The following is a 13,284-nucleotide window of genomic DNA, read 5'->3' as shown; positions in this document are numbered from 1 at the left end:
AGCGAGCGAATCTGTGCAACCCTTGAGCGCTGCGGGCGACCAGTAGCTTGCGCAATATTTCCAATTGGTAGCAATTGCCTTGGCGCGGGGCGGGTGACCCAAATATCTGACGAAACAGTCAATTATGAATGCATCTAACTGCACGTCCGGCGAGTAAATGCTGAGTTGACCAGCTAATAAGTTCAGCACAAATGGGCGCTCGGGGTGGCCATTTATGGAAACTGGAACACGTTCTATCGGCTGATTTCTGTCAAATTGTTGGCAATATCCCTTTATGGTTCTGTGGTCAACATCACACCAACCGTTCAGGGGAAAGCACCATGCAACATGCTGTTCGCTCCAGCCTCACGACTGGCGTTGCGCTGATCGGGGCCGGCGTCATCGCCGTTTCTCCCGTCACGCATCAGCCTCTGCCAGACCTGCACCTGCCGGCATTCCACGCCAGTGCGGTCCAACTCACGGCGCAGGTGAACCCGATCACCCAGTGGGGGCAGATCATCACCGAGGCTCTGCAGAACACGAAAGGTCTCGTCACCGAGGTGATCGCGGACCCGGCCCCCGTCCTCGGTCAGGTGGTGCGGAATCAGATCGCCAGTGCCGTCGCCGTCGGCGGGTCTGTCCGGGACTATCTGGTTGCGGTCGGTCAGCAGTTGGGCACGACGCCGGAGGCCCTGAAGCAGGCATTCCAACAGCTCGCCGCCGGGCACGTCGCCGACGCGGTGCAGACGCTGTACAGCGCGGTACTGACGCCGTTCGTGCTGCCGATCCTGACCACCAGCATCCTCACCGATGTTCAAGCCGCGTTCCGTAAGCCGGTGCAGAACATGCTCAATGTGATCGACACCGCCATCACCTCACCGAGCGGCGCGGGTTGGGTCCTGGCGGCTGGATTCCCGTTGCTTGCGGTGATGAGTGACGTCGTGACAGCCACCGGCGATGGACTCCAGAACATCGTCAACGGGCTCAACGCGAGGAATCTGGCTGCGGTCGTGAACGCGATCGTTGCCATGCCGGGGGCCATCACCGGCGCGGTGCTCAATGGGTACAACGGTGACGGCGCGGGCATCCTCGGGCCGAACGGCATCGTGCAAGGGCTGCGAAATGCGTTGGGCATCATCGCAACTGCGATCAAACCAGTGACTCCGCCGCCTGTGGCCGCTGCCAGTGTCCCGTCGCCGGCGCCGACCATGGTCGCGTTGTCGACGGCAACACCCACCGCCAAGCCGGCTGTCGAGACGAAGTCGCTCGCAGCGGTTTCGACGGTGTCGGCGGAGAAGGCGGCGTCTGACAAGACCGCAGCCGGCAAGACGGCGCCGGTCGCCGAGAGTGGGGCGACGACAACCGCCGCGGCTGGTACCGATGTCGACTCCGCACCGGCCAAGACCGCCGCATCCGACAACGCGGGGTCATCGGCTTCCGCGGCTGATGGCGATGGCGCCGCTGCTTCGAGCGCGCCCGCGGCGAAGCCGGATCACCCGACGCCCGGCGCGAAGCCGTCGAGCAGTACTGACGCCGGTACGGGGGCGTCGACCGCGGGCGGTGCCAAGGGGGCCGATGATGCGTCGACGACGTCGACTCGCAAGGGCACCACGAAGCCCAAGCGGGGCGCCGGAAAGGCGAAGGGCGGGGACAGCTCTGCGTCTGACTCGGGCAGCGGCAGCGGCCGTTCGCACGATTCGGCCGGCAAGGGTGCGAGCAAGGGCACGCACCGCGCGGCCAAGGCCGGCGGTGAGTAAGAAGCAGTGATGCGCTGAGGCCGGGCGCAGCCACCCGCCCGGATCTGCGGGTGCTCGGGATCGGCCCGTACTCCGACCGATCCCGAGCGTCGCAGTAATCAGGCAGTCGTGTCGAAAGCGTCCCGGATGCTCTCGCGTGAAGCGGAAACCTGCGCTTCGATGGCCTCGCGGGCCGAGGTGGCGGTCGTGCGCAGCTCGCTCCACTCGCGGGTGGCGACCTCACGCACGTCTTCGACGCCCTGGGCCGCGGTGCCGGCGACGGTGAACAGGCCGTCCACGGCGGTCGCGGTCAGGGCACCCTGCGCGCGCACCAGCGAGCCGGCCACCTGCGACGCGCCGGCGATGATGGCGTTGGGGCCCACCGCATTACGGCCGACGTACTCGCCGACAGCGCTGCGGATGTCGCGACCCGACTCGGCCAGCACGTCCTGAACGGCGGAACCGGTCTCGCTCACCGCGTCCGGCAGGGTGGCGCCGTCGCGGATGGAGGAGATCACCTTGGCAGGCGACTCGACGACCGCTTCGGTGGCGGCCGAGGTCGCGCTGACCAGCTGGCGGGTGAGGCTGTGGCCGGCGTCGAGCTGACGCTCCAGCACGCCGCTCAGCACCTCGCGGATGGCGAGGCCGGTGTTGGTGGCTTCTTCGGCGGCAGCCTCGGCGGTCTGGACGAGCTCGGCCTCGATGACCTGCCCGTTCGCGGTGTCGTTGGTGGTGGGGTTTTCGGTGATGGTCATGGTTGCTCCTGTTGGAACGCGGAAAGCCGGTCGCCCCAATTGAACTCCGCGCCACCGAACCTGAGGTGACGCTGAGGTGACCGGCCGGATCCGTGGAAACAACCAGCTAAGCGCGCGCAGTGACGTACGCGACACCTCATCAGCCGAATCCGCACGCCGGATCGGTGCGGAGGCGAACTACACCCAGTACGGCACGCGGGCGCGGTACTGCCGCATCGCCATCGCCGCGACGACCCAGCCCAGCACCGTCAACGTGATCACCACGACCCAGTGCCGCAACTCCTGGGGCTCGCCCAGCAGCGGCGCGCGGACGATGTCCACGTAGTGCAGAAGTGGGTTCAGCTCAATGATTTTCGACCAGGTGCCCGCGCCCTGGAGGCGCAGCGTCTGGTCGTTCCAGATGATCGGGGTGATGTAGAACAGCAGCTGAACCAGGCTCGCGAGCAGCGGGCTGATGTCCCGGTACCGCGTGGCCAGGATGCCGAAACACAAGGCGACCCAGACACAATTGGCCACGATCAGCGCCAGCGCCGGGATCACCGACAGGTCGGCCCAGGACCATGGCTTGGGAAAGATGATCGCGATGATCACGAAGATGATGATGTTGTGCGCGAACAGCAGCACCTGGCGCCACACCAGCCGGTAGACGTGCACCGACAGCGGCGTCGGAAGTTGTTTGATGAGGCCCTCATTGGCGATGAACACGTCGGCGCCTTCGAGGATCGACGCGTTGATCAGGTTCCAGATGATCAGGCCCAGCGTCACGTAGGGCAGGTGCTCGGCCAGTGGCAGATGGAACAGCTGGGAGTACAGGCCGCCGAGCGCGACGGCCATGGTGCCTGTCGCGATGGTGATCCAGATGGGACCGAGCACCGAGCGCCGGTAGCGCTGCTTGATGTCCTGCCAGCCCAGGTGCAGCCAGAGTTCGCGCTTGCCGAAGCCGGTCACCAGGTCGGCCCAGGCGCGGCGCAGCGTCTTGGACTGCGCGGCCGCGTCGGTGAACGTCATCGCTGCCCTCCTGTAGTGGGTCCGCCCGAACCGGGCCTGCTGAACTTCTCGTCTCGTCCCAAGCGGCGCAACCGCATCCAGTCGCGCAGCCCGGCCGGATCACGCCGGGTGATCAGGAAGTACCACCCGAACCGCACCCACTCCTGGGGGACCAGCTTCCGCAAGCCCGGTTGGGACTGTAGATATCCGCGGTTGCGGTAGGTGAAATAGCGCTTGGTGGCATCGTCGGGGTACTGCGTGTGCATGCGCCCGCCGAGGATCGGCTTGAACTCGTCGGACCCCTGCGGGTGCAGATACACCGCGTTCAGGCAGGTGCCGAACGGCAGACCGGAGCGGACCAGCCGACGGTGCACCTCGACCTCGTCACCTCGGACGAACAGCCGAATGTCCGGTACGCCAACGGCTTCCAGTGTCGCGGCGCGGAACAGCGCACCGTTGAACAACGACGCGATCCCGGGCAGTAGGTCGACGCCGGCGTCTTTATCGACCTGCAACTCCGACACATACCGCCGCCACACCAACCCGCGGCGCAACGGAAAGGCCAGTCGGGCAGGCTCGTTCAGGTCGCAGACCATGGGCGACACCTCGGCCAGGTCGTGCTTGGCCGCACAGTCCAACAGCGTCGCCAGCACCGACGAGTCGGCGGGCCGCCCGTCGTCGTCGGCCAGCCACACCCACTCGGCGCCCAGCGCCAGGGCATGCAGGATGCCCAGGGCGAAACCGCCTGCGCCGCCGAGGTTCCGGGCCGATCCGAGGTACGTCGTCGCGACCGGCTGGGACTCGACAAGAGCCCGCACCGCCGGATCGTTGTCGTTGTCGACGACGACGACGTGGTCGGGCAGTCGCGTCTGGGAGCACACCACGGCAAGAGATTTCGCCAACAGCTCCGGCCGCCGGTGGGTGACGATCACCGCGCACAACATGTCGGTCACGCCTGGCGCTCGCGCTCGTTCTCTTCGAGCACCTCGCGCACGTGCCGTGCCGCGTCCTCGCCCTCATAGGCGCGGACGACGTCCTCGATGCCGCCGGTCATGCGGATGGTGCCGTGGTCGACCCACATCGCGGTCTGGCACAGCCGGGCCAGGAATTCGTTGGAATGGCTTGCGAACACCAGGATTCCGGAGCGTTCCACCAAGGCTTGCAGCCGGGTGCGCGCTTTTTTCAGGAACTCCGCGTCCACCGCGCCGATGCCCTCGTCGAGCAGCAGGATCTCGGGGTCGATGCTGGTGACGACACCCATGGCCAGGCGCACGCGCATACCGGTGGAGTAGGTGCGCAGTGGCATCGAGAGGTACTCGCCGAGTTCGGTGAACTCGGCGATCTCATCGACCTTGGCCAGCATCTGCTTGCGGGTCTGTCCGAGGAACAGACCGCGGATGATGATGTTCTCGAAACCGGAGATCTCCGGGTCCATGCCGACACCCAGATCGAAGACCGGGGCCACGCGGCCGCGGACGGTCGCCGAACCGCGCGTCGGTTCGTAGATGCCCGACAGCAGGCGCAGCAGCGTCGACTTGCCGGCGCCGTTGTGCCCGACCAGTCCCACCCGGTCGCCCATCTTGAGCGACATCGTGATGTCCCGAAGCGCTTCGATCACAACGACATTCGACTCGTTGCGGTTGATCCCGCCGCCGGCCTTGCCCAGGAAGGCCTTCTTGAGCGAACGGGATTTCGCGTCGAAGATCGGGAATTCGACCCACGCGTTCTGCGTGGAGATGTGCGGTTCCGTCACGGTCTACAGGTACTGGCCGGTGCCGGACTGGAACGGGCCGCGGCCACCGTCGGCGCCGGGCGGCAGGGCGCCCTGGCGCATCTGCTCGAGCTGTGCGCGGGCGGCCATCTGCTGAGCGAACAGGGCCGTCTGGATGCCGTGGAACAGGCCCTCGAGCCAGCCGACCAGCTGGGCCTGCGCGATGCGCAGCTCGGCGGCCGACGGCACCTTCTCCTCGGAGAACGGCAGTGACAGCCGTTCCAGCTCCTCGGTCAGTTCCGGGGCGAGGCCGTCCTCGAGCTCCTGGATGCTCGACCGGTGGATGTCGCGCAAGCGGTTCCGGCTGGCCTCGTCGAGCGGCGCGGAGCGTACTTCTTCCAGCAGCTGCTTGATCATGGTGCCGATGCGCATGACCTTGGCCGGCTGCTCGACCAGGTCGGTCAGCGATTTGCCTTCGTCGCCCTGGTCGGAGTCCGGTCCCGGTTCCCCGCCCAATGCCAGGTCCCCGCCGATGACCTCGATGTTGTCGTCGTCGTCTTCTGGTTTCAGCGTCATGCCTGCAGTGTTCCTATCTGTTCGCCGGTGCGGCGTCGCCGCGCCACTCGTAGATGCGGGACCGCCCATTGTCGTAGATCTTCGCCCACGACTTCGACCTATCCAGCGACACTAGTCCGTCGGGCATGACGAACCCCTTGACGATGGTCGAGCTGGTGATCACGTACTTGATGTTCAGGGCGTGCACGGCCTCCGCGATCCGCCGATCGGTGTCGGCGTCGTCGGCGTAGGCCCAGAAGATGAAGCGGTGGTAGCCGGGGCCCTGTTGCTGCGGATAGTCGTAGTGGGTCCACAGCGGATGCAGGCCGGCGACCGCGTACATCCACGACGTGCCGTCGGTGTTGGCGTTGCCGATCAAGGTGTTCTTGGCGCCGGGCAGCGTCGCCAGGTAGGCAAAGGCCTGCAGGTTCTTGTCGTTGACCATGATCTGGTCGTACTTCTGGCCGATCAGGTAGCGGTGCCGCGGGAAGTAATGCCACGCCAGGCCGACAGTCGAAAACACGAGCAGGGCCACTGTCACCACGGCCCAGAACCGCTCTGTCCGGGGCGCACGTTTCTGCACCCAACCGACGGCGAAGGTGATGACGGCGAACAACGCGATGCCGGCGAACGGCGTGATCAGCAGGGTCACGACGGCGGACAACCGGCGCGGGTCGCTGTAGTAGAGGTCGGCGTACGGCCCGATCAGCGCGCCGATCGGGCCACCGAACGGCGCACCCGAATGCACGATCGCGACCATCAGCAGCACCCAGACCGCGGCCGGCCACCAGACCCGCTTGATCAGCAGGATCAGACCGCCGATACCGCCGAGCGCGATCAGGATGTTCTGGATCGGGTAGTCGTTGAGGTGGCGGGTGTGCTGAACGATCGCGTTGAACAGCGTCCGCAGCCGGCTCAAGTGGGTGACGAACGCATGACCGACGATGATGTCGGCCTGCGCCAGCACCCCGACGGACTGGGGCAGCAACAGCAGCAGCGACGGCACGGCGACGGCCGCAAGGGTCACGAAGTCGGCGAGCCGACCCCGCACGGGGTTGCGGAGGGTGTCGCACAGCCACCAGGCGCCGACGAAGGTGACGACGACGACGCCACCCGTGATGTGGGTGGAGAACACCCCGATCAGCGCGATGACGGCCAGCGGGATCCGGTCGCGGTGCCGCAGGCACGACATGATCAGCACGGTCGTGGGCCCGGCGAGGCCGTAGGCCACCAGGTTGGGGACGGCGGCAACGTCGAACTCGACGTACGGGAGCGCGGTGAACGATGCCGCGAGTGCAGCAGCCGCGGCGGCGGCACCGGCGCTCCAGCGCTGGCACTTGTACGGCCGGACCATGGCCCACGTCAGGCTCGCCGCGCTGACGGGGAAAAGCCAGATCGAGGCCGCCAGGGAGTGCAGGGTGTAGGCCGTGGTCGGGGCCGCGCCGGTGAGTTGGCAGAAGACGGCGGCGAGCGCGTGGAATGTCGACGGGTAGTACAGCAACGCGTGCGTCTCGACATTGCGAAGCTCACCCATGTGCAGCGGTGACGCCTGACCGACGTCGAGAATCCAGCGGATGGTGTTTCCGTGCCAGACCGAGTCCCAGGTGCTCGGAATGGATTGCCAATGCGGCATGCCGAGGATTGCTGAAATTGCGATCGCCGTCGCGCCGACGAGAATGCCCGCGGCGACGAACAGGGCCGGGCCGCGGCCGATCGCGAGGGCTTCCGCCGCGGTGTCCCGGTAGCGCCGCAGCGCACGACGAAGCGCGGCAACCACCGCTACCACGATGACGAACGCCAGCAAAGCCGTCCAGCCGTTCCATGGGACGCCGACGGCACCGAGTGGGACGACGGCCAAAGCTACGATGCCGTAGGTCACTGCGGGGCCGACCGCGACGGCAACGGGCCAGGTTAGCTGTGCTACGCGAGCGGTGATTGCTCCAGGGATCACCATGATCAACAGGGCGACAAGGACGCCAGACGCCAAGTTCACTGCACTAGTATGGCTGTTCGGGTGGCCCGGCTTTCGCCGGTGTGCAGCGGGGCACGCCCGCCGGAAAAATTTGGCTGGCAGGCCTGAATCGCTCGAAGGTTGGCATGGCATGGCATACGACGTCGCCCGGGTGCGCGGTCTGCACCCGTCATTGGGCGGCGGCTGGGTGCACTTCGACGCCCCGACCGGAATGCTGCTGCCGGACTCGGTAGCGACCACCGTTTCGACCGCCTTCCGCGGTTCCATGTCCTCGGCCGCCGGCCCGCATCCGGCCGCTCAGCGCAGCGCGGCGGTTCTGACCGCAGCGCGCCAGGCGGTCGCCGATCTCGTCGGCGGCGACCCGCGTGGCGTGGTGTTCGGCGCCGACCGGGCCGTGCTGCTGAACTCGCTGGCCGAGGCGTCGGCGTCGCGGTCGGGCCTGGGCTACGAAGTGGTCGTCACCCGCCTGGACGACGAGGCCAACATCGCCCCGTGGCTGCGGGCCGCGAATCGCTATGGCGCCAAGGTGAAGTGGGCCGAGGTCGACATCGAGACCGGCGAACTGCCCAGCTGGCAGTGGGAGACGCTCATCACCCGGCCGACCCGGCTGATCGCGATCACGTCGGCATCCTCGAAGCTCGGCACCGTCACCGATCTGCGGCCCGTGACCAAGATGGCGCGGGAGAACGGTGGCATGGTCGTCGTCGACCACTCCGTGGCCGCGCCGTACCGCCTGCTGGACATCAACGACGTCGACGCCGACGTGGTGGCGCTCAACGCGATCGCGTGGGGTGGCCCGCCGATCGGTGCGCTCGTTTTCCGGGATCCGGCGATGATCGACACCTTGGCGGCGGTGTCACTCGATCCGAATGCCACGGGCGCCGCGCGTCTGGAAGTCGGCGCGCACCAGTTCGGCCTGCTCGGTGGCGTCGTCGCCAGCATCGAGTACCTGGCCAACCTGGACGACGCCGCCACCGGCACCCGCCGCGAACGGCTCGCGCGCTCCATGCAGTCGGCGGAGGCCTACCTGGGACGGGTGTTCGGGTACCTGCGTAACTCGCTGCGGTCGCTGCCGTTGGTCATGGTGCTCGGCGCGCCCGAGGCCGCCATTCCGGTGCTGAGCTTCGCGGTGCAGGGCGTGCCCGCCGACACCGTGATCAGCCGGCTCGCCGACAACGGCGTGCTGGCCGTGTCTGACGGCAACTCCCGGGTGCTGGAGGCCATCGGTGTCAATGACATCGGCGGCGCCGTCACGGTCGGCCTCGGGCACTACACCACCACGGCTGAAGTGGATCAGCTGGTCCGCGCGCTGGCCTCGCTCGGTTAGTTACGCGTAGTCCAGCGCGTCGCGCAGCAGCTGCGGAGGTTCGACCTTCCCGGAGCCATCGGTCGCGATGCAGACGTAGACGGTCTTTGCGGTGACGATGGGCCGCGTGGAATCGCCTGCGTGGATGAGGAATTCGACGGTGAACGAGGTGCGTCCCCGGGCGGGCACCGTGACGTCGACGTGAATCTGGTCGCCCCACTTCAGAGAGCCCGACCAGTCCAGTTCGGTGTGGACCACCTGGGCGTCGACGCCCGCTTCGAAGATGTCGCGCCACGACGCCGTCTGCGCGACGAACGCGCCGAAGGCCTCGTCCATGTAGGCCAGGTACCACATGTTGAAGACCACGCCCTGCTGGTCGACCTCGAGATAACGGACCGGCGCGGTGTAGGTGAACGTCACACCGTCAACCTAATCCCGCACCCGCAGAAGCACTTTGCCGGACACGGCGCCTTCCTGCAGGAGCTGGTGGGCTGTTCCCGCCTGCTCGATGGGCAGCTCGGTACCGATGATCGGACGCACCCGGCCGTCGGCGATCATGGGCCAAACATGTTGCACCACTTCGGAAATCACCGCGGCCTTGCCGGACGGCCCGTCCAGCGGGCGCGAGCGCAACGCGGTGCCGATGACGCCGGCCCGCTTGGCCAGGAGCTTGGCGATATTCAGCTCGCCCTTGACGCCGCCCTGCATGCCGATGATCACCACGCGGCCGTCGGGGGCGAGCGCGTCAATGTTCCGGTCCAGGTACGAGGCTCCCATGATGTCGAAGATGACGTCGGCGCCGCCCGCCTCCGCCACCCGCTCGACGAAGTCCTCGTCGCGGTAGTTGATCAGGATGTCGGCGCCGAGTTCGCGGCAGAGCTCGAGCTTTTCGAGTGACGCGGTGACCGCGACGCGGGCGCCCAGCGCGTGCGCGACCTGGATGGCATGCGTGCCGATACCGCTCGCGCCGCCGTGCAGCAGCACCAGCTGGCCGGCGCTCAGGTGGGCGGTCATGCCCAGGTTGGACCACACCGTCGCGGCGACCTCCGGCAGGCCGGCGGCATGATGCAGCCCCACACCCGCCGGGATCGGCATGACCTGGGCTGCCGGCACTGCCACCTTCTCGGCATAGCCACCGCCCGCGAGCAGCGCGCACACCTCGTCACTGACAGCCCAGTTCTCGACGCCGGCGCCGACGGCGGAGATGACGCCCGAGACCTCCAGCCCGAGGATTTCGCTGGCGCCCGGCGGCGGGGGATAGAGGCCGGCGGCTTGCAGCAGGTCGGCCCGGTTCACCCCGGCGGTCGTCACGTCGATGACGACTTCGCCATCGGCGGCCGTCACCTCCGGTACCTCGGACCATGCCAGCTGACCTGGGGATTCGACGACGATGGCGCGCATGGAGGCAACGCTACACACGGACCCTCCGAGCCTGCTCGAGCCCCGACCCCTTAGGCTGTTCCGCGGTGGCGTGGCAGAGCGGCCTAATGCACTCGCCTTGAAAGCGAGAGTTGGTTAAACCCAACCGGGGGTTCAAATCCCTCCGCCACCGCCAACACCAGCGGATATGCCGCCCATCAAGTATCGGACCCGGAGCGGCCGTCTCCGAAGGTGACTCAACATGACACATGGGGGCCGGAATCGGTCCCGCGAGCTGTGTCGGCGTGTCGTTCCGCGCGGCTGGTCTCACCGAATTTCTAGGGTGAGGTAGACGCATGAAGATCCCGAGTTACGTGACGGTGCGCGAGTTCCCGTCCGGCCGTCGGTACGAGGTAAGGCTCGAAGTAACAGGCCCCAACGGCGCGCGGCATCAACGCCGCCGGAGGTTCCGCACGTTGAAAGAAGCGATAGACGCGCACGCCACCGTCACTGCAGAACGAGCAGCCGGAACGTGCACCGCGCCGTCACAACTCACGGTGAAGGCGGCGTGCGAACAGTGGCTGGCGGGCAAGCGAATCAAGCCCACCACCCACGCCGCGTACACCGCCGCGCTCGCTCCAGTCATCGAGAAGTACGGCGACCGCCCGGTGCAGAAGATCGTCAAGGCGGACGTGGAGAAGCTCGTCGTCGAGCTCCGTGACGGCACCGGACCACGCGGTTTGTGGGCGCGCACGAGCATCAACCCCATGCTGGCGCGGTGGCGGTCCGTGTGGAAAGACCTTCAGGCTCAAGGCATCTTGCCGAGGAATGTGATCGACCTCGTGGAGCCGCTGCGTCGGCCGTCGGGTGCACCGGACCTGAAGCTCGATGATGTGTTGTCCGAAGTCGAAGTCGAGCAGCTCGTTGACGCCCACGCGGTGTCTGCTCCGCCGGCCGACGCCGCTCCGAAGGTGGTGCGGGAGATTGAGCACGCGCATCTACGAGAGCTCTTCGTGCATCTCGCACTGCCTGGCCTGCGCCGCGGTGAACTGGCCGGGCTACGATGGTCCGCGATCACCCTCGACGCCGAGGTTCCGACGCTCGCGATCCGGGCAACGAGGGTGTCAACGGCGCAAGGTGTGATCGAGCAGGACGACGCCAAGACGCTCTCCAGCGCAAGGGAACTCGACGTGCCTCCGCACCTGATCCCCATCCTGCGCAGAGTCCGGCGTGAGCAGCGGACAACGCGACTCGTGGCGGGTGAGCTGTGGGAGGGGCCGAACGACGGCTACGTGATCGCGCATCCGTACGGCCGCCCGGTCAGCCCCCGCGCACTGAACGCGTGGTGGAACAGGTCGCTGATGTTCGCCGGTGTCCCGCACCGCCGCCTTCATGCATCCCGGCACACCGCGGCGACGCTCTTGCACCTGCGAGGTGCACCCACAGCGACGATCGCGGCGTAGCTTGGGCACGCTGACGGTGTGCTGGCGATGCGCACTTACGCACACACCTCCCGGGAGTCGTTGGCGTCTGCGGCGGCGCTGCTGTCGCCCAGGGTGTGGGGTGAGCGGTGACGTTCTCGGTGTGCACCGACGTGTTTCGGCGTGTCGTACGGATCGTTCGTCGGAATCGGAAACGCGTGATCGGATTGCAGGTATGAGCACCACAGACCCGGCCGCGCTGGCCGCGACGATCGCCGCGGTTTTGGCGGCGACGCAAAGTGAACCCGCACCCGCTGCGGCACCGCGACGGTACTAACCGTGGAAGAAGCTGCCGACCGACTGAAGGTGAGGCGGTCGCTGATCTACTCGCAGCTGCGGTCGGGGGAGCTGCGGTCGATCAGGCTCGGCAGGCGGAGGTTGATCCCGGCTGCGGAGGTCGACCACATCATCAGCGAGGCGGCATAGCCTGCCGGCAACGTCTTCTGCACCGTCACCGGCAACGGGTTATCCCGTTGCCGTTCCTGATGTTTCGGGTATAGCTCGTTGCGGATTTGGCGTGAAAAGCTATACCTATTTCAGCCACCGGTATTCACGCGGGGGCATACCGTCTGGCGGCATGGACGTAGCTGCGGAACCCATCGACCATGACGACCTGACCCTGCTGAGCATTCCGGAGGCGGTTAAGGCGCTGAGGGTTGGGCCGACACACTTCTACAAGTTGATGGCCGATGGTGTGATCCACCCGCTGAGGCTCGGGCGCCGGACGCTTCGAGGTGAAGGGAACCCGATCAGCGGACCCAGCCTTCTTCATAACGCTCCGCGAATTGATGCACTCGCGTGACCACCCGGACAGGTACTCGATCTGGATCTTCCACGGCATCGACCTGAACCTCGGGACGGCTGCCAGCTTCACGGAGCACCACGGGCCTGTCGACGAGACACACTTCGAGCTCCGACCGATCCAATACGTGGGCCGGTTCACGGGTCCTCGGTAGAAGGCACCGAACCACGATGTACCCGAATACGGAACGTGAAAGTGTGGCTCGTGATCCACGCCGCCGCTGACCTCGCCCTACCTACACTCCACCGATGAGCTCGAACGCGGTGGAGCACGACATCGACGCCTCGCGGCGAAGGCTCAAGATCACCCTCGACACCGAGATCGCCAACTGTCGCCGCTGCGACGGCATGAACATCCCCGGCGTCACCGCGTCTGCGCCCGGCTACGGGTGCCTGACGTCACCGGTGGCTCTGGTCGGGCAGAGCCTGTGCGAGAAGTGTATGGAGAGCCAGATCCCGTTCACCGAAGGGAGCGGCGACCTGATCGACGAGGGCATCGCGCTCGCCGGCCTCACGAAGAAGCAGGTGTTCATCAGCAACGCGGTGCACTGCCATCCGCCCAATGACTTTGACTACTGATTCGAGAGTCGTTTGATCACGAATTTCGGAGTCGGTGTTGTCGAGGCGGAGTCGTTGACTGTG

The 13,284-nt window shown here is 66.7% G+C and carries 14 protein-coding genes and 1 tRNA gene; 7 read left to right on the top strand and 8 right to left on the bottom strand.

Annotation, left to right across the window (positions count from 1 at the left end):
• Positions 1-320 precede the first annotated feature (320 nt).
• The gene (locus tag ACZ5IQ_RS27690; protein WP_464480548.1) at positions 321-1,736 is read left to right on the top strand and encodes a hypothetical protein; all 1,416 of its coding nucleotides are present in this window, start codon (positions 321-323) and stop codon (positions 1,734-1,736) included.
• A 98-nt stretch (positions 1,737-1,834) separates the two neighbouring features.
• Here the strand turns inward: ACZ5IQ_RS27690 and ACZ5IQ_RS27685 are convergent, their stop codons facing one another.
• The 6 genes from ACZ5IQ_RS27685 to ACZ5IQ_RS27660 all read right to left on the bottom strand — a co-directional run bounded on the left by ACZ5IQ_RS27685 (position 1,835) and on the right by ACZ5IQ_RS27660 (position 7,716).
• A complete protein-coding gene (locus ACZ5IQ_RS27685; protein ID WP_138251090.1) occupies positions 1,835-2,470 on the bottom strand; it encodes a hypothetical protein in 636 nt (211 codons plus the stop codon).
• Between the two features lie 177 nt (positions 2,471-2,647).
• Complete coding sequence (wzm, locus tag ACZ5IQ_RS27680; protein WP_135357459.1) at positions 2,648-3,478, bottom strand: galactan export ABC transporter permease subunit Wzm/RfbD; 831 nt, start codon at positions 3,476-3,478, stop codon at positions 2,648-2,650.
• Positions 3,475-4,401: a galactofuranosyltransferase GlfT1 gene (gene glfT1, locus ACZ5IQ_RS27675; protein ID WP_082761696.1), complete on the bottom strand. Its 927-nt coding sequence runs from the start codon at positions 4,399-4,401 to the stop codon at positions 3,475-3,477. Before glfT1 ends, wzm begins: the two co-directional genes overlap by 4 nt.
• Before the next feature lie 5 nt (positions 4,402-4,406).
• Positions 4,407-5,210 carry a galactan export ABC transporter ATP-binding subunit Wzt/RfbE gene (gene wzt / locus ACZ5IQ_RS27670; protein ID WP_061006241.1) on the bottom strand — a complete coding sequence of 268 codons (804 nt, stop codon included), beginning with the start codon at positions 5,208-5,210 and terminating at the stop codon, positions 4,407-4,409.
• Positions 5,211-5,213: 3 nt separating this feature from the next.
• Entirely contained in the window at positions 5,214-5,744 is a 531-nt protein-coding gene (locus ACZ5IQ_RS27665; protein WP_061006242.1) for a bacterial proteasome activator family protein, read from the bottom strand.
• Between the two features lie 13 nt (positions 5,745-5,757).
• Positions 5,758-7,716, bottom strand: a complete 1,959-nt coding sequence (locus tag ACZ5IQ_RS27660; RefSeq protein WP_464480547.1) for a DUF6541 family protein — start codon at positions 7,714-7,716, stop codon at positions 5,758-5,760.
• A gap of 109 nt (positions 7,717-7,825) precedes the next feature.
• On the opposite strand from ACZ5IQ_RS27660, the gene ACZ5IQ_RS27655 reads away from it, so the two are divergent.
• Positions 7,826-9,022, top strand: coding sequence for a cysteine desulfurase-like protein (locus ACZ5IQ_RS27655; protein ID WP_061006244.1), 1,197 nt, complete (start codon positions 7,826-7,828; stop codon positions 9,020-9,022).
• On the opposite strand, the gene ACZ5IQ_RS27650 is transcribed toward ACZ5IQ_RS27655, so the two are convergent.
• The gene (locus tag ACZ5IQ_RS27650) at positions 9,023-9,421 is read right to left on the bottom strand and encodes an acyl-CoA thioesterase (protein WP_205848823.1); all 399 of its coding nucleotides are present in this window, start codon (positions 9,419-9,421) and stop codon (positions 9,023-9,025) included.
• A gap of 9 nt (positions 9,422-9,430) precedes the next feature.
• Complete coding sequence (locus tag ACZ5IQ_RS27645) at positions 9,431-10,402, bottom strand: NAD(P)H-quinone oxidoreductase (protein ID WP_464480546.1); 972 nt, start codon at positions 10,400-10,402, stop codon at positions 9,431-9,433.
• Between the two features lie 64 nt (positions 10,403-10,466).
• On the opposite strand from ACZ5IQ_RS27645, the gene ACZ5IQ_RS27640 reads away from it, so the two are divergent.
• From ACZ5IQ_RS27640 to ACZ5IQ_RS27620, 5 genes are all read left to right on the top strand, one after another.
• Positions 10,467-10,556, top strand: a tRNA-Ser gene (locus ACZ5IQ_RS27640).
• Positions 10,557-10,716: 160 nt separating this feature from the next.
• Positions 10,717-11,823, top strand: coding sequence for a tyrosine-type recombinase/integrase (locus tag ACZ5IQ_RS27635; RefSeq protein WP_082761692.1), 1,107 nt, complete (start codon positions 10,717-10,719; stop codon positions 11,821-11,823).
• A gap of 297 nt (positions 11,824-12,120) precedes the next feature.
• Positions 12,121-12,267 (top strand): excisionase family DNA-binding protein, encoded by a 147-nt coding sequence (locus ACZ5IQ_RS27630; protein WP_082761691.1) that lies wholly within the window; start codon positions 12,121-12,123, stop codon positions 12,265-12,267.
• A 151-nt stretch (positions 12,268-12,418) separates the two neighbouring features.
• On the top strand, positions 12,419-12,643 hold the full coding sequence (locus ACZ5IQ_RS27625; RefSeq protein WP_061006247.1) for a helix-turn-helix transcriptional regulator: 225 nt from the start codon (positions 12,419-12,421) through the stop codon (positions 12,641-12,643).
• 248 nt (positions 12,644-12,891) lie between these two features.
• Positions 12,892-13,221 carry a uracil-DNA glycosylase family protein gene (locus tag ACZ5IQ_RS27620; protein WP_082761690.1) on the top strand — a complete coding sequence of 110 codons (330 nt, stop codon included), beginning with the start codon at positions 12,892-12,894 and terminating at the stop codon, positions 13,219-13,221.
• Positions 13,222-13,284: the final 63 nt, after the last annotated feature.

Source organism: Mycobacterium toneyamaense (genome assembly GCF_055384815.1).
This window is presented reverse-complemented; position numbering and strand designations above follow the sequence as displayed.

What these genes read in the sequence shown, in the direction of transcription:
- ACZ5IQ_RS27690 (WP_464480548.1), top strand. Translation starts at nt 321, where the DNA reads ATGCAACATGCTGTTCGCTCCAGCCTCACGACTGGCGTTGCGCTGATC.
- ACZ5IQ_RS27685 (WP_138251090.1), bottom strand. Translation starts at nt 2,470, where the DNA reads ATGACCATCACCGAAAACCCCACCACCAACGACACCGCGAACGGGCAG.
- wzm (WP_135357459.1), bottom strand. Translation starts at nt 3,478, where the DNA reads ATGACGTTCACCGACGCGGCCGCGCAGTCCAAGACGCTGCGCCGCGCC.
- glfT1 (WP_082761696.1), bottom strand. Translation starts at nt 4,401, where the DNA reads ATGTTGTGCGCGGTGATCGTCACCCACCGGCGGCCGGAGCTGTTGGCG.
- ACZ5IQ_RS27665 (WP_061006242.1), bottom strand. Translation starts at nt 5,744, where the DNA reads ATGACGCTGAAACCAGAAGACGACGACGACAACATCGAGGTCATCGGC.
- ACZ5IQ_RS27655 (WP_061006244.1), top strand. Translation starts at nt 7,826, where the DNA reads ATGGCATACGACGTCGCCCGGGTGCGCGGTCTGCACCCGTCATTGGGC.
- ACZ5IQ_RS27645 (WP_464480546.1), bottom strand. Translation starts at nt 10,402, where the DNA reads ATGCGCGCCATCGTCGTCGAATCCCCAGGTCAGCTGGCATGGTCCGAG.
- ACZ5IQ_RS27635 (WP_082761692.1), top strand. Translation starts at nt 10,717, where the DNA reads ATGAAGATCCCGAGTTACGTGACGGTGCGCGAGTTCCCGTCCGGCCGT.
- ACZ5IQ_RS27625 (WP_061006247.1), top strand. Translation starts at nt 12,419, where the DNA reads ATGGACGTAGCTGCGGAACCCATCGACCATGACGACCTGACCCTGCTG.
- ACZ5IQ_RS27620 (WP_082761690.1), top strand. Translation starts at nt 12,892, where the DNA reads ATGAGCTCGAACGCGGTGGAGCACGACATCGACGCCTCGCGGCGAAGG.